The 19,415-nt window shown below is 71.8% G+C and carries 19 protein-coding genes; 8 read left to right on the plus strand and 11 right to left on the minus strand.

The window, feature by feature from the left end; translation table 11 throughout:
• Positions 1 to 134 precede the first annotated feature (134 nt).
• From dnaK to FGD71_RS37905, 4 genes are all read right to left on the minus strand, one after another.
• Positions 135 to 2,015: a molecular chaperone DnaK gene (gene dnaK, locus FGD71_RS37890; RefSeq protein ID WP_119105089.1), complete on the minus strand. Its 1,881-nt coding sequence runs from the start codon at positions 2,013 to 2,015 to the stop codon at positions 135 to 137.
• A 234-nt stretch (positions 2,016 to 2,249) separates the two neighbouring features.
• On the minus strand, positions 2,250 to 2,675 hold the full coding sequence (locus FGD71_RS37895) for an OsmC family protein (RefSeq protein WP_119105103.1): 426 nt from the start codon (positions 2,673 to 2,675) through the stop codon (positions 2,250 to 2,252).
• Between the two features lie 478 nt (positions 2,676 to 3,153).
• Positions 3,154 to 5,232, minus strand: a complete 2,079-nt coding sequence (locus tag FGD71_RS37900; RefSeq protein ID WP_276147181.1) for a phage holin family protein — start codon at positions 5,230 to 5,232, stop codon at positions 3,154 to 3,156.
• Between the two features lie 157 nt (positions 5,233 to 5,389).
• A complete protein-coding gene (locus tag FGD71_RS37905; protein WP_119105090.1) occupies positions 5,390 to 5,815 on the minus strand; it encodes a hypothetical protein in 426 nt (141 codons plus the stop codon).
• Positions 5,816 to 5,901: 86 nt separating this feature from the next.
• Between FGD71_RS37905 and FGD71_RS37910 the strand changes: the two genes are divergently transcribed.
• Together FGD71_RS37910 and FGD71_RS37915 are read left to right on the plus strand one after the other, a co-directional pair.
• Positions 5,902 to 6,675: an MBL fold metallo-hydrolase gene (locus FGD71_RS37910; RefSeq protein WP_119105091.1), complete on the plus strand. Its 774-nt coding sequence runs from the start codon at positions 5,902 to 5,904 to the stop codon at positions 6,673 to 6,675.
• Entirely contained in the window at positions 6,672 to 7,295 is a 624-nt protein-coding gene (locus FGD71_RS37915) for a DedA family protein (protein ID WP_119105092.1), read from the plus strand. The genes FGD71_RS37910 and FGD71_RS37915 overlap by 4 nt, the downstream gene beginning before the upstream one ends.
• 99 nt (positions 7,296 to 7,394) lie before the next feature.
• Here FGD71_RS37915 and FGD71_RS37920 read toward each other — a convergent pair whose 3' ends face one another.
• The 4 genes from FGD71_RS37920 to FGD71_RS37935 all read right to left on the minus strand — a co-directional run bounded on the left by FGD71_RS37920 (position 7,395) and on the right by FGD71_RS37935 (position 11,589).
• On the minus strand, positions 7,395 to 8,561 hold the full coding sequence (locus tag FGD71_RS37920; RefSeq protein WP_119105093.1) for an MBL fold metallo-hydrolase: 1,167 nt from the start codon (positions 8,559 to 8,561) through the stop codon (positions 7,395 to 7,397).
• On the minus strand, positions 8,558 to 9,793 hold the full coding sequence (locus tag FGD71_RS37925) for an aminotransferase class I/II-fold pyridoxal phosphate-dependent enzyme (protein ID WP_119105105.1): 1,236 nt from the start codon (positions 9,791 to 9,793) through the stop codon (positions 8,558 to 8,560). Before FGD71_RS37925 ends, FGD71_RS37920 begins: the two co-directional genes overlap by 4 nt.
• Before the next feature lie 94 nt (positions 9,794 to 9,887).
• Positions 9,888 to 10,631 (minus strand): hypothetical protein, encoded by a 744-nt coding sequence (locus FGD71_RS37930; protein WP_119105094.1) that lies wholly within the window; start codon positions 10,629 to 10,631, stop codon positions 9,888 to 9,890.
• Between the two features lie 241 nt (positions 10,632 to 10,872).
• Positions 10,873 to 11,589 (minus strand): ANTAR domain-containing response regulator, encoded by a 717-nt coding sequence (locus FGD71_RS37935; RefSeq protein ID WP_119105095.1) that lies wholly within the window; start codon positions 11,587 to 11,589, stop codon positions 10,873 to 10,875.
• Positions 11,590 to 11,705: 116 nt separating this feature from the next.
• On the opposite strand from FGD71_RS37935, the gene FGD71_RS37940 reads away from it, so the two are divergent.
• Entirely contained in the window at positions 11,706 to 12,833 is a 1,128-nt protein-coding gene (locus tag FGD71_RS37940) for a GAF domain-containing protein (protein ID WP_119105096.1), read from the plus strand.
• A gap of 11 nt (positions 12,834 to 12,844) precedes the next feature.
• Here the strand turns inward: FGD71_RS37940 and FGD71_RS37945 are convergent, their stop codons facing one another.
• On the minus strand, positions 12,845 to 13,639 hold the full coding sequence (locus FGD71_RS37945; RefSeq protein WP_119105097.1) for an RNA polymerase sigma factor SigF: 795 nt from the start codon (positions 13,637 to 13,639) through the stop codon (positions 12,845 to 12,847).
• A 247-nt stretch (positions 13,640 to 13,886) separates the two neighbouring features.
• Between FGD71_RS37945 and FGD71_RS37950 the strand changes: the two genes are divergently transcribed.
• Positions 13,887 to 15,680 (plus strand): thiamine pyrophosphate-requiring protein, encoded by a 1,794-nt coding sequence (locus FGD71_RS37950; RefSeq protein ID WP_119105098.1) that lies wholly within the window; start codon positions 13,887 to 13,889, stop codon positions 15,678 to 15,680.
• Positions 15,681 to 15,832: 152 nt separating this feature from the next.
• On the opposite strand, the gene FGD71_RS49790 is transcribed toward FGD71_RS37950, so the two are convergent.
• Positions 15,833 to 15,964 (minus strand): hypothetical protein, encoded by a 132-nt coding sequence (locus tag FGD71_RS49790; RefSeq protein ID WP_276147182.1) that lies wholly within the window; start codon positions 15,962 to 15,964, stop codon positions 15,833 to 15,835.
• Positions 15,965 to 16,098: 134 nt separating this feature from the next.
• Between FGD71_RS49790 and FGD71_RS37955 the strand changes: the two genes are divergently transcribed.
• The 3 genes from FGD71_RS37955 (at position 16,099) to FGD71_RS37965 (ending at position 17,709) form a co-directional block, all read left to right on the plus strand.
• Positions 16,099 to 16,509, plus strand: coding sequence for a DUF2795 domain-containing protein (locus tag FGD71_RS37955; protein ID WP_119105099.1), 411 nt, complete (start codon positions 16,099 to 16,101; stop codon positions 16,507 to 16,509).
• Positions 16,510 to 16,635: 126 nt separating this feature from the next.
• Positions 16,636 to 17,076, plus strand: coding sequence for a CBS domain-containing protein (locus tag FGD71_RS37960; protein WP_119105100.1), 441 nt, complete (start codon positions 16,636 to 16,638; stop codon positions 17,074 to 17,076).
• 90 nt (positions 17,077 to 17,166) lie between these two features.
• On the plus strand, positions 17,167 to 17,709 hold the full coding sequence (locus tag FGD71_RS37965) for a type 1 glutamine amidotransferase domain-containing protein (protein WP_119105101.1): 543 nt from the start codon (positions 17,167 to 17,169) through the stop codon (positions 17,707 to 17,709).
• Positions 17,710 to 17,862: 153 nt separating this feature from the next.
• Here the strand turns inward: FGD71_RS37965 and FGD71_RS37970 are convergent, their stop codons facing one another.
• Positions 17,863 to 18,162, minus strand: coding sequence for a DUF6158 family protein (locus FGD71_RS37970; RefSeq protein WP_119105106.1), 300 nt, complete (start codon positions 18,160 to 18,162; stop codon positions 17,863 to 17,865).
• A 25-nt stretch (positions 18,163 to 18,187) separates the two neighbouring features.
• Between FGD71_RS37970 and FGD71_RS37975 the strand changes: the two genes are divergently transcribed.
• Positions 18,188 to 19,297 (plus strand): baeRF2 domain-containing protein, encoded by a 1,110-nt coding sequence (locus FGD71_RS37975; RefSeq protein ID WP_119105102.1) that lies wholly within the window; start codon positions 18,188 to 18,190, stop codon positions 19,295 to 19,297.
• Positions 19,298 to 19,415 lie beyond the last annotated feature (118 nt).

Raw genomic sequence — 19,415 nt, forward strand, 5'->3', positions numbered from 1 at the left:
ACGCCGGAGAGGCTGACTTTCAGCCCGTCCGGCGTTTGAGGACGAGGCCGTTCAGGACGATAGCGGGGGTCTGGGGGCGCAGCCCCCAGGTACAGGATGGGACGGGTAGGGGCGGCGGGGGCGAAAACCCACCCCTAGGCAGCGCCGCCCTTCGTGTCCTTCTCGTCGTCCACGATCTCCGCGTCCACGACGCCTTCCTCGTCAGAGGCTTCCGAGGAGGGCCGCTCGGTGCCGGGCTGCTGGTCCGCGGGGCTCTGCTGGGTCTGGGCGTACATGGCCTGGCCCATCTTCTGGCTGACGCCGGCCAGCTTCTCAACCCCGGCCCGCAGGGCACTCGTGTCGGCGCCGTCGCGGTCCTCCAGCAGGGTCTTGAGCTCGGCGACCGAGGACTCCACCTCGGTCCTGGTGTCGGCCGGGATCCGCTCCTCGTTGTCCCGCAGGAACCGCTCGGTCTGGTACACGAGCTGCTCGGCCTGGTTGCGTGTCTCGGCGGCCTCCCGCCGCTGGCGGTCCTCGTCCGCGTACTGCTCCGCCTCGCGCATCATCCGGTCGATGTCGTCCTTGGGCAGCGCGGAGCCGCCGGTGACGGTCATCTTCTGCTCGCGCCCCGTGGCAAGGTCCTTCGCCGAGACATGCATGATGCCGTTGGCGTCGATGTCGAAGGCGACCTCGATCTGGGGCACCCCGCGCGGCGCGGGCGGCAGGCCCGTGAGGTCGAAGACGCCGAGCTTCTTGTTGTAGGCGGCGATCTCGCGCTCGCCCTGGAAGACCTGGATACCGACCGAGGGCTGGTTGTCCGTGGCCGTGGTGAAGATCTCCGAACGCCGCGTGGGAATGGTCGTGTTGCGCTCGATGAGCTTCGTCATGATGCCGCCCTTGGTCTCGATGCCCAGGGACAGCGGGGTGACGTCGAGGAGGAGTACGTCCTTCACGTCACCGCGGATGACGCCCGCCTGGAGCGCCGCGCCGAGGGCCACGACCTCGTCGGGGTTGACTCCCTTGTGCGGATCCTTGCCGGTGAGTTCCTTGACCAGTTCCGTCACGGCGGGCATCCGTGTGGAGCCGCCGACGAGGATGACGTGGTCGACGGCGGAGAGCTTCACGCCCGCGTCCTTGACCGCCTGGTGGAAGGGGGTCTTGCAGCGGTCGAGCAGATCACTGGTGAGTTCCTGGAACTGGGCGCGCGTCAGCTTCTCGTCGAGGTGCAGCGGGCCTTCGGAGGAGGCGGTGATGTAGGGCAGATTGATGGTGGTCTCGGTGGACGAGGACAGCTCGATCTTGGCTTTCTCGGCACCCTCGCGCAGCCGCTGGAGCGCCATTTTGTCCTGGCCGAGGTCGATGCCGTACGAGCCCTTGAACCGTTTGACGAGGTGGTCGACGATCCGCTGGTCCCAGTCGTCGCCGCCCAGTTGGGTGTCGCCGTTGGTGGCCTTGACCTCGATGACGCCTTCACCGATCTCCAGGAGCGAGACGTCGAAGGTGCCGCCGCCCAGGTCGAAGACGAGGACGGTCTGCTCCTCGCCGCGGTCGAGCCCGTACGCGAGGGCCGCGGCCGTCGGCTCGTTGATGATCCTCAGCACCTTGAGGCCAGCGATCTCGCCGGCCTCCTTGGTGGCCTGGCGCTGGGCGTCGTCGAAGTAGGCGGGCACGGTGATCACGGCGTCCGTGACGTCCTCGCCGAGGTACGACTCGGCGTCCCGCTTCAGCTTCTGCAGCACCCGCGCGGACAGCTCCTGCGCCCGGTAGCGGGTGCCGTCGATGTCGCCCTTGTCCGGGAAGCGCCAGTTCGCGTCGCCCATGTGACGCTTCACGGAGCGCGCGGTGCGCTCGACGTTCGTCACCGCCTGCCGTTTGGCGACCTCGCCCACGAGGACCTCGTTGTTCTTCGCGAAGGCCACGACGGACGGCGTGGTCCGCGCGCCCTCGGCATTGGCGACGACGGTGGGCTCACCGCCTTCCAGTACGGCCACCACCGAGTTCGTGGTACCGAGATCGATCCCGACCGCACGTGCCATCTCCGTCCCCTTCCGCCCGGGCCCTTCCACCCACCAGCACAAAACTTGAGTGCGCTCTTGTCAATCCCGTATACCCCGGAATGGCCGAACGCACCGCCCCGGATGCAGTCCCCGCACGGGGCGATGCCGCGCCCTTCCGGAGGGAGGGCGCGGCATCGAGGCGTATCGGGCGCTGACGGGCGTATCGAGAGCTGTCGAGCGCGTATGGGGCGCGTGATCGGGCGCGGACGAGCGTCAGGCCAGCTCAGCCGTCAGCGTGATCGTCGTGCCGGTGAGGGCCTGGCTGACCGGGCAGTTCTTCTTGGCGTCCTCGGCGGCCGCCGCGAAGCCCTCCGCGTCCAGACCCGGCACCTCGCCGCGCACGGTGAGGTGGATGCCGGTGATGCCCTCGCCGGGCTGGAAGGTGACGTCGGCCTTGGTCTCCAGGCGGGTGGGCGGGGTGCCGGCGCCGGTCAGGCCGTGCGACAGGGCCATGGAGAAGCAGCTGGAGTGGGCACCGGCGATCAGCTCCTCCGGGCTGGTCTTGCCGTTCGCCGCCTCGGCACGCGACGGCCACGACACCGGCTGCGAGCCGATGCCGGAGGAGTCGAAGGTGACGGTGCCGCTGCCCTTGAGCAGCTCGCCCTCCCAGACAGTGTGTGCGGTGCGCGTGGTTGCCACGATGGTTCCTTTCGGATGGGATCCCTGGATCGGTTCCGTCCGGGCCATCCGATCACATCCGGCCTCAACACACCCAAAAGTTCGCGAGCCCACAGCGGCACGTGGGGCGATGCGACATGCCCGTGGCGCGGTAGCGATGGCCGGAATACGAGCTGGGCAAACCGCTTCGGCGGTGACATTTTGGGGCCCTCGTCGAGGTGCGGCCGCGGATCCGGTACCTGCGGCAGCGCGCACTGATCGTGATCGACCAGTCCGGCAGCGCGTGCACCACACGCGGCGCGGGGTGGTCGCTCCGTCGGGCCGGTGAGTCGGGGATCATCGGCCCGACAGGCGGGCGGCTCCTCCGTCGTGGGGGTATGGAGGGGCGGCCCGCCCTTGCCCGGGACTACTCGAAGACGGAGTGCACCGTCTCTCGCGCTGCTTCGTCCTCGCGCTTGTCGTCGTCCTCTCGTCCGTCTTCGTCCTCACGCTCGCGTTGTCAGGCGGCCCGCTGGTCGCGGCGGGCCTCCAGGGGCACCTGCGGGCCGACGGACTCCCGCAGCCAGCGCCTGAGGACGCGGTGCAGTTGCTCCGCGCCGACCAGTTCCCGTCCGTCCTCGACGGGGGCGGAGAACGCGAGAGGTGAAATCAGGAACGGCTCGCCCTGCGCACCGCCGAGGCCGCCGTGCGAGCCGATCTGCTCCTCGAAGGCGAGGACTTCTCCCTCGTCCGGGTCGTACCAGGAGTTGACCATGACATCGGCGGCATGCGGGAAGGAGTGCGTACGGCGTACGGCGGCGGCCGCCGCGGGGCCGAAATCGGCGAGCGGGCCCGGATTCTTGTCCAGCTCGTCCACGGGGATCTCCGCGCCGTGCGCGCCGAGTACGAGACCACCGTGCTTCTCGCTCTTGACCAGGACGAAGCCGATGCCCGGGTGGTTGGCGAGCGTGGACAGCAGCGCCGGGTGGCGCTCGTCGATCTCCTCACGGCTCATCCGGTGCGATACGTCCGGGAAGGACACCAGTCCGAGGTTGCCCGAGGCCAGCACGATGGGCTCCGAGCGGCGGGACGGGCGGTGCTGTTCGCCGCCCTCCTCGACGGGCCGGTGCAGCGCGGCCCGTACGGCGGCCCGGGCCTCGGCACCGCTGTGCGTGCGCCGCGCCTTGCGGGGTACGGGCAGCCCGCAGCCGGCCCGGACGAGTTCGCCGAGGGCGAGTCCGTAGCGGCCGCGGAAGGTCTCGCCGGGGCTCTGGCCGTGGTCGGACAGGATGACGATGCGGTACATGCGCGGGGCGTGCTCGGCGACCTTCGCGATCAGGGCCAGCGAGCGGTCCATGCGTTCGAGGACCTTCTCGGCGTCGCGGCTGCGCGGGCCCGAGTGGTGGGCCACCTCGTCGTACCCCACGAGATCCGCGTAGACAGCGGCGCGGCCCGCGAGCATGTCCCCCGCCACGGCGGTGACGACGACGTCCCGCTCGACGACGGTCGCGAAGGCGCGGATGAAGGGGTAGAGGCCGCCGCGTTTGACGCGGGGACGCTGCTTCTTCAGGCGGCCGCTCGTTGATTCGCCCACCTCGCGGCCCACGTCGGCGACGAAGGACATGGCGGTACGGACGGCGTTGGCGGGGTCGGAGAAGTAGGCGAAGTACCCGGCCCGTGAACGGTTTTCCCGGCCCCTCCTCGCCGCCACGGAGAGCACCAGGGCCAGTTGGTCCGCGCCCCCGCTGAAGAGGTTGCCGCGGCTGGCGCCGTCGACGGTGAGCAGGCCGCCGTCGCCGGTGCGCCGGATGGCCCGGCGCTGGAGTTCGGCGGCGCTGGCGGGCCGGTTGCAGACCATCACCTCCCGGCTCTCCTTCTCGTACCAGCGGAAGGCGGGGACGTCATGGTTGGAGCCGTGCAGTATGCCGAGCTGGCTGGCGCCGGTCTGGCTGGACCAGTCGGTGCGCCAGAGGGTGAGCCGGTGCGTGGGGCGTGCGCGGTCTCCCTTGCCCAGCCAGGCGGCGACCGTGGGCATCAGGCCCCGCTCCACGGCGTCCAGAAGCACGTCGTGGCCCACCCCGTCGAGCTGGAGGAAGACGGTGCCGGGGGACAACGGCCCCGGGCCGGTCAACTCGGCCGTGCGGCGGCGGTCGGCAAGGCGGTAGAGCCGCCTGCGGTACGCGTCGTCGTCCCGGACGGCGAGGGCGCCGCCGGTGGCGGAGGCGACGGCGGACATCACCGCGGCGACCACGACGGCGGTCTCCGGAGCGGCCTCGCCGTGTCCCGAGGGGTTGATGCGCAGGGCGACGAGGAGGAGCGATCCGTTCAGGAAGAAGACGAGGAGCCCGAGGACGAGGGCCGGCACGAGGAGCAGAGCCCGGACGAGCAGGGGCCACACCAGGGCCGAGAGCAGGCCGAAGGCGCCGGCGCCGAGCGCGGCGGTGACGGCGATACGGGTGGCGCTGTCCCCGTCCGCCGACTGGATCTGGAAGTCCGGCAGGATCCCGGCGAGCACCAGCATGGTGACGGTGGACACGGCCCACACGGCCACGATCCGCCACGCGGCGCTGCCGCGCCTTCGCCATCGCCTGTCGCCCACACCCGCCTCCCGCCTGACCGACCTGTCCCCCACCTTGTCACAACGGGTGACGGCGCACGGGTGGTGCGGGACGAGGGTGGAAGTGCGACGGTCAGCGCTCGTCGTACGCTGCCTCAGCGCCCGTCGTACGCTGCCTCAGCGCTCGTCGTACCCGGTCTCAGCGCCCGTCGTACCCGGCCGTCGGCATCGACAGCCGCCGGTGAATCCGCGCCTTCATCTGCGCGTCGTAGGCCGGTTCCGCGCGGCCGACCGTCTCGATGCGTACGCCGCGCCGGGCGCACTCGGCGGTGAACTCGTCGACGGAGGCGAGGGCCAGCTCCAGGACGCGGCGGCTGGGCGCGACGAACAGGTCGACAAGGCCCGCCTCGACGTCCTTCCAGAGCGCGCAGTGATCGGGGCGCAGGCCACGCACGAGCAGTTCCCGGGTGACGACGTATCCCCGCTCGGCCGCCCAGCGCGCGCACATGGCGTGCTGACTGCGCGAGTCCACGAGGAACGGGTCCGCCTCCAGCTCCTCCAGGGGCGTCAGGCCGGCGATCGCGGTGACGCGAAGCATGCCGGAGGTGCTGTGTGTGTCTCCCATGGCGTCCCCCCCTCACCTCTGGTTTCGCCGTTGACCCTACCTCTGCCCGTAGGCTCTGGGGGAGTCGCGCGAAGGAGGCAAAGGGAGTGCCGGTGGAGGTCACGTGGTGGGGTCACGCCACCTGCACGGTCGAGGACTCGGGTACGCGCCTGCTGACCGACCCGCTCTTCGCCCGCCGGCTCGCGCATCTGCGCCGGCGCCGCGGGGCGCCGCCCCCGCCCGAGGCGGCCGTCGCGGACGTGGCCCTTGTCTCGCATCTGCACGCCGACCACCTGCACGTTCCCTCGCTGGCGCGGCTGGCTCCGGGAACCCGGGTGCTGGTGCCGCGGGGCAGCCCCCGCGCCGTACCCGGGCTGCGCAGGCTCGGACATCTGCGGCTCACCGAGATGGCGCCGGGCGACCGGACGCAGGTCGGTGACCTGGTCGTACGGGCCGTGTACGCGCGGCACGACGGGCGCCGGCTGCCGGTCGGGCCGCACCGTTCGCCCGCCCTCGGCTATGTGATCGAGGGGGAAGCGCGGACGTACTTCGCCGGGGACACCGGCCTGTTCGAGGCGATGGCCGAGGAGGTCGGGCCGGTCGATGTGGCCCTGCTGCCGGTCGGCGGCTGGGGGCCCTATCTCGGGGAGGGGCATCTGGACGCCGGCAGGGCCACCGAGGCGCTGGCCCGGCTGCTGCCGCGCAGCGCGGTGCCGGTGCACTACGGCACGTACTGGCCGATCGGCTTGGACGGCGTGCGCCCCCATGAATTCCACTCCCCCGGCGACGAGTTCTTCCGCCTGGCGGCGGAGCGCGCGCCGGAGGTGGCGGTGCACCGGCTGACACACGGCGAGAGTGTGCGGCCGGAGGTCGCCCGGTGACGTTCCTGGCCACCGTGGCCACCACGGTGCCGACGGAGTCCACACAGCAGGTGGTCGGCTATCCGTCGTTGTTCCTGCTGGTGTTCATCGGCGCGCTGGTGCCGGTGGTGCCGACGGGCGCGCTGGTGAGCTCGGCGGCGGTGGTGGCCTTTCACCATGCGGCGCCGTTCACTCTGCTGCTGGTCTTCGGGGTGGCGGCGCTCGCGGCGTTCCTCGGCGATGTCGCGCTGTACTGGCTCGGGCGGCGCGGCATGGGCTCGAAGAACGGCTCGCGCTGGCTGGCGGCGATCCGCGACCGCGCCCCCGAGGACCGCCTCGCCCAGGCCCAGGTGAAGCTGGCCGATCACGGGGTGGCGGTCCTCGTGCTGTCCCGGCTGGTCCCGGCGGGCCGTATCCCGGTGATGCTCGCCTGTCTGCTGGCGAAGTGGCCGGTGCGCCGCTTCGCCCACGGTGATGTGCCGGCCTGCCTGGCCTGGGCCCTGGCGTACCAGCTCATCGGCATCCTGGGCGGTTCGCTGTTCAGGGAGCCCTGGCAGGGCGTGGTGGCGGCCGTGGCGCTGACGCTGTTGATCAGTGCGGTGCCCGGCCTGTGGCGGCGTGTGCGTCAGCGCTCCGCTTGAGGCGGGGTACAGCGGTACGGCAGGTACGTCGAGTGCGGATCCTGTGTGGCTGGTCGCGCAGTTCCCCGCGCCCCTGATGGGGCGCGGTCGTGCCCGGTTTCAATCCAGTACCCGGGAGGCCCCCACCGGCAGGTCCCACAGGTCCTCCCGGGCCAGGCCTGCCTTCTCCCAGGCCGTACGCACCCGGGTCAGCGGTTCGAGGACCGGCTCGGCCGAGAGGACGAACGTGGCCCAGTGCATGGGCGCCATCCGCCGCGCCCGGAGGTCCTGCGCCGCCCGGACCGCCTCCTCGGGGTCGCAGTGGACGTCGCCCAGCCACCAGCGGGGCTCGTACGCGCCGATCGGCAGCAGCGCCAGGTCGATGCCGGGGTAGCGGTCACCGATCCGGGAGAACCAGTGGCCGTATCCCGTGTCGCCCGCGAAGTACACGCGCCGTGCGTCGGGCGCGGTCAGCACCCAGCCGCCCCACAGGGTGCGACAGGTGTCATGGAGGCTGCGCTTGGACCAGTGGTGGGCCGGCACGAAGTCGAACCGGACTCCCGCCCGTCGCCCGCCACCACCCTCGGCCGAGGCGCCTGCGGCGCCGCCCCTCGGATGCACTTCGGCCGCCTCCCACCAGTCCAGCTCGGTGACGCTCGTGAAGCGGCGGCGCCGGAACCAGCGGCCGAGCCCGGCCGGCACGAGGACGGGGGTGTCGCGCGGGAGCCTGCCCAGGGTCGGGGCGTCCAGGTGGTCGTAGTGGTTGTGGCTGATGACGACCGCGTCGACGCGCGGCAGTTCACTCCAGGGCACACCAACGGGTGTGATCCGGGCGGGAGTTCCGAGGATCTTGCGGGACCAGACCGGATCGGTGAGGACCGTGAGACCGCCGATCCGGATCACCCAGCTCGCGTGCCCCGCCCAGGAGACGGCGATCGTGTCCGCGTCCACCCGTGGCAGCGGGCCAGGCTCGTACGGCAGCCGCGGTATGTCGGCGAGTCCCTCGGGCCCGGGACGCAGCGCGGCTTCACGGGCCAGCCTCGCGAAACCCCTCAGACCTGGCAGCGGGGCGGTCAGCCGGTCGGCGAAGGACCGCGGCCACAGACGCCGCTCGCCCAGCGGGCGGGGTGCGGCGAGCCGGGATCTGGACGCGGGCGCCGCGAATGCGCGTGACGACGTCGGCTCGTCGGCGTGCCCGGACGCGGGCGTGGACGTGGCTGCGGCTGTGGAGGTGGTGGTGTTCGTGGACGTGGTGGCGGTCGTGGTCGGCTTGGACTGCTGCGTCATCGAGGGGACTCCCATCGCCGAGCGTCGTCGCGGAGATCGTCGAAGACCGATCCCAGCAAGGTCAACGCGCGTTCCACATGCGGCAATTCCAAGGGGTCGGGTGAGGTGAGGGATTCCATGCGCTCCTGGTCGGTGGCACCGAGGAGCGGACCGGTGGCCAGGCGTACGCGCAGGGCGCCGAGGTCGTCGCCGAAGCGGTGTCCGCCGGGGGCGGGCATGCCGAGGCGGGCGGTGAGGAAGTCCTCCAGCTCCTGTGCGTCACCGACGCCGTACGCGCTGAGGGCGGACCGGAGCGGGGCCAGGTCCGCGTAGAGGTGACGGCCTGCCTGCGGAGGCCGGGCAAGGGCGCCCGCGGACACAAGGGAGTGGTGCGCGGCGGCCGCCACGCGCGCGTGCAGCCGTACGGCCGCGGTGAGCCGCGAGGTGATCTCGTCGGACTCGCCGAGCGCGTACGCGGCGGCCTCGGCGACCGGGGTGGCGAGGCGGGCGCCGAGCGCGGTGAGGACGTCGAGGACGCGGTCGCGCAGCCCGGTGCCGAAGTCGTTGTCGGGGAAGCGGGCGAGCGCAGCGGGCCAGCCGGGCGGCAGAAAGGGCCCGGCCAGGTCGGTGATCACCGTGATCCCCTCGGGGACCATCTCGGCGGGGCTCAGCAGGACCGTGTCATGCGGCTGGTGCACGGTGTCGCGCCAGGTCTCGTCGCTGACCAGGTGCAGCCCCTCGCCCGCGGCCGCCTCCACGACCTCGTGGACCACTTCGGGCGGGGCCACGGTGGCGGTGGGATCGTCGGCGATCGAGAGCACGAGCAGCCGCGGGTCGCCGCCCTCGGCCCGCACCCTGCGCACGGTCTCCAGCAGGGCGTACGGGTCCGGGACACCACCGCACTCGGCGGGCGTCGGCACATGGAACACGGTCGTACCGAGCAGGCGTGCCGTGGGCTCCCACCAGGCGGCGCACGGGCGCGGCATCAGCACGTCTCCGCCGAGCGCGGCGGTCAGCGCGAGGAGCAGGGCCGGGGCGCCGGGCGCCGCGGCCGTCCGGTCGGGGTCCGTGGGCAGGCCGCGCCGGTCCCAGTAGCCGCGTGCCGCGTCCAGGAGGCGCCGGCCGCCGCCGGTCGGTTCGGTGTGCGCGCCGGCCGCGGCCGCGGCGAGTCCCGGCAGCACGGGCAGGCCGTGGCCGGGAAGCGGTGGGCCGTAACGGACAGGACCGTGGCCTTCCGGATCCGTCCGCCGCATGTCCGCCTCCACGCAGTGATCCGTGGTCCGCCTGGTCCCCACGGTGCCGGTCGTGCTCCTGTGCTCTGAGTACCCAGCGTCCTGCGTCGCCAACTCAGCCGTTCCAGGACGACCCCCTGCGGAGCAGCCGCTGGACCGCGGCGCCCAGCGCGCCCGCGATGAGGAGGCCGCCTGCGGCGAGGGCGGCGGGAGAGTCGGTGAACGCGCCGCCCTCGCCCGCCTGCACACCGTTCTCGACCGCCGGTTCGCGGGAGCGGTCAGGGGACGCCTCCTTGCACGACGCGCCCCACTTCTTCTCCTCGCCGCCGGCCGCCGACGGGCAGGCGCCGTCCCCGCCCCACTCGGAGTCCGGGCCGGTCGCGTCGGCCCCGCCGCCCCAGGAGGTCTCGCCGCCCTCCTCGGGCACGTCGCCCTCGTACCCCCCGTCGGCCTTGTCGGGCGCGCCGCTCTCAGAGGTCTCGTCGGCCTTGTCGGGCATGCCGCCCTTGTCGGGGACACCGCCCTCGTCGGGCACCCCGGCCCCCTCAGAGGCCCCATGCCCCTCGGAGGTCCCGCCGCCCTCGTGTGCCCCGCCGCCCTCGTCGGGCGCGGCACCTTCGCCGGTCCCGTCGGCCTTGTCAGGCGTGGCGTCCCACGACCCGCCGTCCTTGTCGGGTGCGGCGCTCACGTCCGCCCAGCGGTCCTTGTCGGGTACGACGCTCTCGGAGGTCGGTCCGGCGAGTGGATCGCCGGAGGCCACGGGGGGTGGGCTGACCTCCGCGGATGCGGCCGGCGCGGCGGCGCCCAGGGCGACGGTGGCGAGGGTGGTGGCGCACAGGGCACGGACGGTGCGGCGCATGGGCTGGGCTCCTTCGGCCGGTGGCTCGGGTGGCCTCCCGCGCCCGTGAGGCAGCGGAGGGCGGGCACGACCGCCGTGCCCCGCAGCCCATCACAGCCCGCACACCGCCGGGGCGCGCGCGGCCGGACACCATTCGTGCCACGCGGACGCCCGAGCGGGTGACACCGCACCATGGCGCCGCACCCGGCGGCGCGCCGTAGCGGCGCACCGCCGGGCGGTGCACCGTCGCGGCGCGCCGGTTTCAGTCGGCCAGGGACATCAGTTCCTGCTCCACTCCCTGCCCTCGCTTGTCGACGATGGCCGAGGCCACGTCGGACAGTTTGCGGTTGGTGCCCTGGGAGATGCGGCGCAGGACCGCGAAGGCCGCGTCCGCGTCGCAGCCCAGCACATGCATGGCGATGCCGCACGCCTGGTCGACGACGGGGCGGGTGCGCATCGCGGCGCCCAGCTGGTCGATCTCGGTGAGCGCGGCGCGGTAGGAGCGGTCGCGTACGAGACAGGTCGTGGCGAGGTCGCCGAGGGCCCGGGCCGGGCCGTGCGGGGCGTCCTGCAGCGTGCCCGGACGGAAGCTGTACAGGCTGAGGGTCACGGTCATGCCCGCTCGCCGGAACGGAATCGTGACGCTGGAGCGCACGCCCGCGTCGAGCGCCATGGCCCGGTACTCCGGCCAGCGCTCCTCACACAGCAGGTCACCCGACTTGACGGTCTCGCCGCCTTCCACGGCGGCGGGGATCGGACCCTCACCGGAGCGGAGCTGGACCGAGACGAGGGCCGCGAGGTCGGGATGGGTCGCCGCGGCCGGCCGCTCCGTACTGCCGTCGCTCACGGTGGTACCGGCGCCACAGCAATCGGTGGTGCACCGCACTGCCTGCTCGGCCAGCTCCGACAGACGACGAGCCGGGAGTGCGGATTCCGGGGACTCCGTGCCCCGGGTGCCTAGCTGTTCGGTCTCCGACATGGATTCACACGCCTCCTCTCTCTTCAGCGCCTTCCCGAACACCTGCGGGAAAAACGAGTTCGAATGGTTCCGCTCCAGTTGGTCCGCGGCAACCTGTGACGGGATACGTTTCGTTCATGGTGCAGACGGAAGAGTTCGGTGAGGAGCTTGCGGATTTTGTGCGACGAGTCGCAGAACTCAAGGCGGCCCGGTCGGTGCCCAGGGACGAACTCCCCACGGTACTCGACGCGGCGCTCTTCGAACTCGACCATGTGGCCGACCAGTTGTGGCCGTGGTACGAGCGGCTGACCTCGAACGGCAACCCCGGCGGGCCCTCCACCGACCGCCAGGAGCAGCAGCTGCTGCGGGCGATCTTCCAGCGCTTTCCACTTCCCGTCGTGCTGCTGGACCGGGAGACGAGCGTGCGCAGGCTGAATTTCGCGGCCACCAACTTCACCGGCGTACGGGCGGGTTACGCGACGGGCCGGCCGCTGACCGGTTTCCTCGCGCACTCCGACCGGGCCGCGTTCCGTTCCCAGGCCGCGGCCGTGGCGCGCGGCGAGGGTGACCGCAGCCTCACCGTCCATCTTCAGCAACGCCCCTCAACTCCCGTGCACGCGACGCTCGCCGCGCTGCATCCGAACGGTGAGCCGCGTACCTCCATACTCGTGGTGCTGCAGCCCGCGGGTTCGCGGATGCCGTCTGCCGAGGGTGCGTCAGGCCCACTGCCGGACCTCGCCGAGACGACACGGCACGCGGCGCAGATGGACCTGTTGGACGCGATGACCACGGCGTTGCTGCGCGAGCCCGCGAAGACCCGGGCAGCCGTTCTGGAGCGGGCGGCGCGGGTGCTGCACGGGCGGTTCGCGGACTGGGTGGTGGCCGACGACGGGGCCGCCCGGCCGCTCCGTACATGGGTCCTCGGACCCGCGGACCGGCAGCGCGAGCAGGTCACGGACCTTCAGGCGCAGGATCCCGCCGCGTGCCCCCTCGTCGTCGAGGCGGCGCGCGGCGGGTCCACGGCACTCCAGGTGCGCCCGGAGGATCCGGACGCCTTCGGCCAGGACGCCTCGGGCGCCCCCGTCCTGGTCCGCGCGAACGTCACGTCCCTGCTGTGCGTACCGCTGACCGTCGACGGCGCCGTGCAGGGCGTGCTCACCCTGTTCCGCAGCGGGGCCCGGCTCGCGTTCTCGATGGCCGAGGCGCAGGTGATGGACCTGATGTCCCGTCACATAGCGCTGGCACTAAGGAACTTGGACCGGTAGCAGGCGTCCCGTCAGGCCGCGTCCTGCATGACCTGGTCCCGCAGCCGGCCGCAGCAGCGGCTGATCAGGCGTGAGACGTGCATCTGAGAGATGCCGAGCTGGTCGGCGATGCGGCTCTGGGTCATGTCGCCGAAGAACCGCATGTAGAGGATGGCCCGTTCGCGCTCGGGCAGAGCCTGCAGACGCGGCTTGACCGCTTCGCGGTCGATGACGACGTCGAGTGACGGGTCGGGGGCGCCGAGCGCGTCACTCAGCGAGTAGCCGTCCTCGCTGCCAGGGAGTTCGGCGTCGAGCGAGAGGGCGGTGAAGCTCTCCAGGGCCTCCAGCCCGACGCGTACGTCCTCTTCGCTCATCCGCGCGTGTTCGGCGATCTCCGTGACGGTGGGCTGCCGGCCCGAGATCGTCTGGGACAGGTCCTGGCGGGCGAAGCGGACCCTGTTTCGCAGGTCCTGGACGCGGCGGGGCACATGCAGGGTCCACATGTGGTCACGGAAGTGCCGCTTGATCTCACCGGTGACGGTCGGTACGGCGTAGCTCTCGAACGCGTTGCCGCGCTCCGGGTCATAGCGGTCGACGGCCTTGACCAGGCCGAGCGCCGCGACCTGGCGCAGGTCCTCAAAGCTTTCGCCACGGCTGCGGAACCGCCCCGCAAGCCGGTCGGCCATGGGCAGCCACGCCTCGACGATCTCCGCCCGCAGGGTGTCGCGCTGCTGCCCGGGAGGGAGCTTGGCGAGGGTGCGGAAGGCCTCTGCGGTGTCGGGGGCGTCGTCGTGCGGGTGGTGCTTCGCGCTCGCGTGAGTCTGCATGGTGCGTCGCAACTCCCTTGAGTGGTGCCTTGGTTGGACGGTCACCGTGGGAGCGCGCCGAAGCCGGACGGGCACACCCGTGGCGACGATTCGCCGCTCCCACGGACGTGCCTCCTGTCCGAAGCACTGAGGTTCGCTTGCCCGACCACTCGCGCGGCAAACACCCGGCAGGTTTTCCAGGACCGGCGTGGGTGACTCGGCCGGTACAGCCCGCCCCGCCGGTACGGCCCACCCCGGGAGGAACCGCATGAGCACCAAAGTCGCCGATCATGTCCTGCAGCGCCTGCGCGAATGGGGCGTGGAACAGGTGTTCGGATACCCGGGGGATGGCATCAACGGCCTCCTGGCCGCATGGGGCCGGGCCGAGGACCGTCCCCGCTTCGTCCAGTCACGCCATGAGGAGATGTCCGCGTTCGAGGCGGTCGGCTACGCGAAGTTCTCGGGCCGGATCGGGGTGTGCGCCGCGACCTCGGGGCCCGGCGCGATCCACCTGCTCAACGGCCTGTACGACGCCAAGCTCGACCATGTGCCGGTGCTGGCGATCGTCGGCCAGACACACCGCAGCGCGATGGGCGGCTCGTACCAGCAGGAGGTCGACCTGCACACGCTGTTCAAGGACGTCGCCTCCGACTTCGTCGAGACGGTGACCGTTCCCGAGCAGTTGCCGAACGTCCTGGACCGCGCGATCCGCACCGCGTACGCGCGCCGCGCCCCCACCGCCGTGATCATCCCCGGAGACGTACAGGACCTCGACTACTCCGCCCCCACCCACGAGTTCAAGATGGTCCCCTCCAGTCTGGACCGCAGCACATGGACCTCCTTTCCGTCTCAGGAGGCGCTGGAGCGGGCGGCCAAGGTCCTCAACTCCGGTGACAAGGCGGCGATCCTGATCGGCCAGGGCGCGGCCGGAGCACAGCCCGAGGTGGAGCAGATCGCCGAACTGCTCGGCGCGGGCGTCGCCAAGGCGCTGCTCGGCAAGGACGCGCTGAGCGACGAACTCCCCTACGTCACGGGAGCGATCGGCCTCCTCGGCACCCGGCCCTCGTACGAGCTGATGCGCGACTGCGACACACTGCTGACCATCGGCTCCTCCTTCCCGTACACGCAGTTCCTGCCGGAGTTCGGGAAGGCGCGGGGCGTACAGATCGACATCGATCCGCACATGGTCGGGATGCGCTATCCGTACGAGGTGAATCTCGTCGGGGACGCGAAAGCGACGCTGGACCGGCTGATCCCGCTGCTGGGCAAGGACCGCGGGCGCGAGTGGTACGACACCGTGTGCGCGAACGTGGCGCGCTGGCGGGGCGTGATGGAGCGCCGGGCCGAGCTGTCCGCCGATCCGATCAACCCGGAGTACGTGGCGCGGACGCTCGACCCGCTGCTGCCCGGCAACGCGATCATCACGTCCGACTCGGGGTCGCCGGCGAACTGGTACGCGCGCCATCTGACGCACCGCGCCGGTATGCGCTCCTCGCTGTCGGGGACCCTGGCCACGATGGGGTGCGGGGTGCCGTACGCGATCGGCGCGAAGTTCGCGCATCCGGACCGGCCGGCGATCGCGCTCGTCGGTGACGGGGCGATGCAGATGAACGGGCTCACGGAACTGATCACGGCGGCCAAGTACTACCACCGCTGGGAGGACCCACGGCTCGTCGTGGGCGTCTGGAACAACCATGACCTCAACCAGGTGACCTGGGAGATGCGCGCCATGGAAGGCGCCCCGTCCTTCCTGCCCTCGCAGGAGATCCCGGACGTCCCGTACGCCGCCTTCGCCCGCTCGCTCGGACTGACCGGCATCCGCGTGGAGAAGCCCGGGGACGTCGAGGCGGGCTGGCGCGCGGGGCTGGAGGCCGACCGCCCCGCGGTGATCGAGTTCCTGACCGACCCGGCCGTCCCGCCCGTTCCGCCGCACGCCACCTGGAAGCAGCTGGAGGCCACCGCCGCCTCCGTCCTGAAGGGCGACTTCGACCGCACGTCCATGGTCCGGCAGGGCTTGAAGGCCAAGATCCAGGAGTTCCTGCCGGGGCATGACCGCGACTGACGTACGGCTGCGGCTGAGGCGCTGCTGCGGCTGAGGCGCTGCTGCGGCTGACGTGACCTGCGGCAGGACTACGGCTCCACATCCCGCCGCATGGGAGGCCCCCGGCGCATTCCGCGGCGTCGGGGGCCGGTTCCGTCCGGTCCTGTTCAGTTTCAGTGGCTCAGAGCCACAGGTTCGGTGTCGTCGGAGCGTTCGGCCGGTGGGAGGAGCCACTCCTCGTAACGGCCGAGTGCCACGACGACACCGAGCATCAGGACCGGGATCATCACAGCGATCACCGCCATGGTCCAGTCCTTCCCCAGAGGAATCTTGATGGGGGGTGGACTTCGAGTCTCCAGACCGCTGCCGGACAAACCCTCCGTGTCGATGTCGGAGGCGCGGGTACACGGGGGGCCACCCCGATCATCTGGAGAGAGTCATGCAGCGAGGCAGTGACCGGCTCAGCGTCCACAAGGACGAGGAGATGAAGCATGAACTGCAGGGTCTGCTCAGGTCGGGCCACCCGACCCGGACGGAGGAGTGGCACGATCCGGAGCCGACCGCCGACGACGACCCGCTGGTTGCGGGCGGGCCGGTCACGCCGGGGGGCGCCCCGGGCGCCCCGGGCTCCGTGGCGGCCTTGCGTCTGGAACTGGCGCGGCTGCTGGGCCGCACCTCCTTCCCCGCGAGCCCCCGCGAACTGAGCGGCATCCTGCGGAGCCGGCATGCGCCCGACGGGCTGGTGGAACCGGTGGAGCGGCTGCCGAGGAGGGCGCGCTACACCACCGCTCAGGAACTGGCCGAAGCGCTCCTGCGCAACGCGACCGCCGAGCGCGCACCGCGCGAATAACGGCGGCGGACGCATGGGCCGCCGTTTCGGGGGTACTGCGGGCCACACCCCGCCGAGGTGCCCACCCCCGGCATGACCGGGAACCGCAGGGAACGCAGGGAATGCAGGACAGGAAAGGCCCAGAGCATGGCTGATTTCGTCAGGGAAGTCATGACGCCGGATGTCGTCGCGGTCCGCCCCGACGCCTCGCTCGTCGAAGCGGCACAACTCATGCGCGCCCAGGACATCGGCGATGTTCTGGTCGCCGGAGACCAGAACGTCTTCGGGGTCCTGACGGACCGCGACATCACGCTGCGCGCGGTCGCGGACGGCGTGGACCCGCTCACGGTGAGCGCTCAGAGCGTGTGCACGCCGAACCCCGTGGTGATCGGGCCGAACGACGCGGTCTCGACCGCCGTGGAGCTCATGCGCGAGCACGCCATCCGCCGTCTGCCGGTCGTCGAGAACGGCCACCCGGTCGGCATGGTCAGCCTGGGGGATCTCGCGGTGTCCCAGGACCCGGACTCCGCCCTGGCCGAGATCAGCCGGGCCGCTCCGGACGACTGGCCGCACAACCTGACCGCCTGACCGCCTGATCGTGGAGGAGAGCCGAGGAGAGCGGCGGCACGAAAGGGCACAGTGCGGCGCGGAACGCGCCGGGAAAGGACGTGGAAAGTGATGCGGGTCGCGTTTCTGATGGCGCCGGATGGCGTCGAGCAGGTCGAGCTCACCGAGCCCTGGTCGGCGGTCCACGACTCGGGCGCCGAGCCCCTCCTGCTGTCTACGAAACCCGGTCGGATCCAGGCGTACAACCACCTCGACAAGGCCGACGTGTTCCCCGTGCAGCAGGTCGTTCGTGACGCGTCGGTGGACTCCTTCGCCGGTCTGGTGCTTCCGGGCGGCCTGGCCAACCCGGACGCGCTGCGCATGGACGAGACGGCCGTGTCGTTCGTACGTGAGTTCTTCGAGCAGGGCCGGCCGGTCGCGGCGATCTGCCACGCGCCGTGGACGCTCGTCGAGGCGGACGTGGTCCGCGGTCGCACCCTCACGTCGTGGCCGAGTCTGCGCACGGACATCCGCAACGCGGGTGGCACATGGGTCGACGAGACGGTCCACGTCTGCGAAGCCGCACCCGGAACGCTCATCACGAGCCGCAAGCCCGCCGACCTCAAGGCGTTCTGCGACGCGCTCCTGCCCGAGATCTGGAAGCGCCGCCACTGACCGTCCGCCGGCCCACCGGCCCGTTCATCGGCCGCACCAGTACGCGGCGTTCAGATGGCCGGGCCGGTTGTTCCTGTTTTACCGGTTGTTCCTGTTTTTCAGGCAGGCCGGCGGTGACCGCCCGCTCGAGGCGGCGGAGCCGAAAGGCGATGGTCAGGCCTCGCAGCCCGGGTGGCGCTCTCGGGCGCCCGAGCGGGTCCTGCCTACGGCCACCGGGCGGCGCGGATGACGGCGCAGATACTCCCCCTCCAGTTGCGCCATCCGCTCGTTGTGGGTGCGCAGCGCGTCGTTCGAGCCGTACAGCAGCGTGTCGTGGCGCGTGCGGTGGATCGTCTCCAGCTCTTTCATCAGTTGCTGGTCGTCCAGGAGGCCCGGGTCGACTCCGGTCATCGTGGTACCCCGATCATCGGTTCCTTCGGTGCGGGTCCGGGTACCCGCCCGGCGCAAGCACATCCCGAGCGGCACCCGGGAGGGAGCCATGGATCTCGCCTTTCTCCACCCACTGTACGAACATCCGGGACCCTGGGCCTCCGTGTACGTCGACACCTCCCGGCACACGGAGGCCACCCCACATGAGCGGACGCTGACGGCACAGGCGGCAGCCGACCGGCTGGCCGAGCAGGGCGCGGACGAGGCCACCTGCCGGGCCGTGCGCGACGCGCTGAACGAGTTGCGGCACTCCGGAGATCCACACGGCAGGGCCCTGTTCGCGACCGGCGGCGAGGTCGTCCTCGATCCTCCGCTGGCCGCGTCCCCGCCGGGCGCCCTGTCCACCGAATGGTCGGCGCTGCCGCACACCGCGCCACTCCTCGACCTGGCCGGTGAGGACCCGGTGTGCGTAGTGGCCTACATCGACCGGCGTGGCGCCGACTTCGAGCTCCGCAGCGCGCTGGGCAGCCAGGGCGCTGGCTCGGTGGCGGGGCGGCAGTGGCCCATACACCGTACGAGCACGGCCGACTGGTCGGAGCGGCACTTCCAGCTCAGGGTGGAGAACACCTGGGAGCACAACGCCGCCGAGATCGCCGACGCGCTCGCGGTCTGCCAGGAGGAGACCCGGGCGGACCTGCTGATCCTCGTCGGCGACGACCGCGAACGCCGGTCCGTGCACGAACGGCTGCCGCAGCGGCTGCACAACCGCACGGTGGAGACCCGGTCCGGTACCGGCAGCCGGCTCCTGGACGAGGAGGTGGAACGGGCCCGTGCGGAGCACATACACCGCAGGGCGGCCGAAGAACTGCAGCGGTTCAAGGCGGCCCGGGCACCGGACGCGGACGGACGCATCGGCGCCGTCGAGGGCGTACCCGCGCTCATCGAGGCGGCCCGGGAGCACCGGATCGACGAGCTGCTGATCCGCCCGGAGGGGCCCGAGACGCACCGCGAGGTGTGGGTCGGCGAGAACCCGGACCAGCTGGGTCTGCGACGCACGGAGACGAAGCCGCTGGGCGAGCCGCGCCCCTGGTCGGCGCGGGCGGACGACGCGCTGCTGCGGTCCGTGGTGGCGACGGGCGCGCCCGCCCTCTCGGTGACGGCCGCCGGGCCCGAGGACGCTCCGGTGGGGGGCCTGGGAGCCCTGCTGCGCTGGTCCTAGCCCGACGAGCCGTCTCGCTCCCCGGTAGCCCGGCAGCCTGGTGGCTGCCGGGCTACCGGGTTAACGGACTGCCGGACTACCTGGCGCGCTCCACGCGCCGCTCGTCCCACACCGGCTC

The sequence above is a fragment of the Streptomyces sporangiiformans genome (assembly GCF_005768555.2).
Classification (GTDB): Bacteria; Actinomycetota; Actinomycetes; order Streptomycetales; family Streptomycetaceae; genus Streptomyces; species Streptomyces sporangiiformans.

What these genes read in the sequence shown, in the direction of transcription:
- dnaK (WP_119105089.1), bottom strand. Translation starts at nt 2,015, where the DNA reads ATGGCACGTGCGGTCGGGATCGATCTCGGTACCACGAACTCGGTGGTG.
- FGD71_RS37905 (WP_119105090.1), bottom strand. Translation starts at nt 5,815, where the DNA reads ATGGGAGACACACACAGCACCTCCGGCATGCTTCGCGTCACCGCGATC.
- FGD71_RS37920 (WP_119105093.1), bottom strand. Translation starts at nt 8,561, where the DNA reads ATGACGCAGCAGTCCAAGCCGACCACGACCGCCACCACGTCCACGAAC.
- FGD71_RS37925 (WP_119105105.1), bottom strand. Translation starts at nt 9,793, where the DNA reads ATGCGGCGGACGGATCCGGAAGGCCACGGTCCTGTCCGTTACGGCCCA.
- FGD71_RS37930 (WP_119105094.1), bottom strand. Translation starts at nt 10,631, where the DNA reads ATGCGCCGCACCGTCCGTGCCCTGTGCGCCACCACCCTCGCCACCGTC.
- FGD71_RS37935 (WP_119105095.1), bottom strand. Translation starts at nt 11,589, where the DNA reads ATGTCGGAGACCGAACAGCTAGGCACCCGGGGCACGGAGTCCCCGGAA.
- FGD71_RS37940 (WP_119105096.1), top strand. Translation starts at nt 11,706, where the DNA reads ATGGTGCAGACGGAAGAGTTCGGTGAGGAGCTTGCGGATTTTGTGCGA.
- FGD71_RS37945 (WP_119105097.1), bottom strand. Translation starts at nt 13,639, where the DNA reads ATGCAGACTCACGCGAGCGCGAAGCACCACCCGCACGACGACGCCCCC.
- FGD71_RS37950 (WP_119105098.1), top strand. Translation starts at nt 13,887, where the DNA reads ATGAGCACCAAAGTCGCCGATCATGTCCTGCAGCGCCTGCGCGAATGG.
- FGD71_RS49790 (WP_276147182.1), bottom strand. Translation starts at nt 15,964, where the DNA reads ATGGCGGTGATCGCTGTGATGATCCCGGTCCTGATGCTCGGTGTCGTC.
- FGD71_RS37955 (WP_119105099.1), top strand. Translation starts at nt 16,099, where the DNA reads ATGCAGCGAGGCAGTGACCGGCTCAGCGTCCACAAGGACGAGGAGATG.
- FGD71_RS37960 (WP_119105100.1), top strand. Translation starts at nt 16,636, where the DNA reads ATGGCTGATTTCGTCAGGGAAGTCATGACGCCGGATGTCGTCGCGGTC.
- FGD71_RS37965 (WP_119105101.1), top strand. Translation starts at nt 17,167, where the DNA reads ATGCGGGTCGCGTTTCTGATGGCGCCGGATGGCGTCGAGCAGGTCGAG.
- FGD71_RS37970 (WP_119105106.1), bottom strand. Translation starts at nt 18,162, where the DNA reads ATGTGCTTGCGCCGGGCGGGTACCCGGACCCGCACCGAAGGAACCGAT.
- FGD71_RS37975 (WP_119105102.1), top strand. Translation starts at nt 18,188, where the DNA reads ATGGATCTCGCCTTTCTCCACCCACTGTACGAACATCCGGGACCCTGG.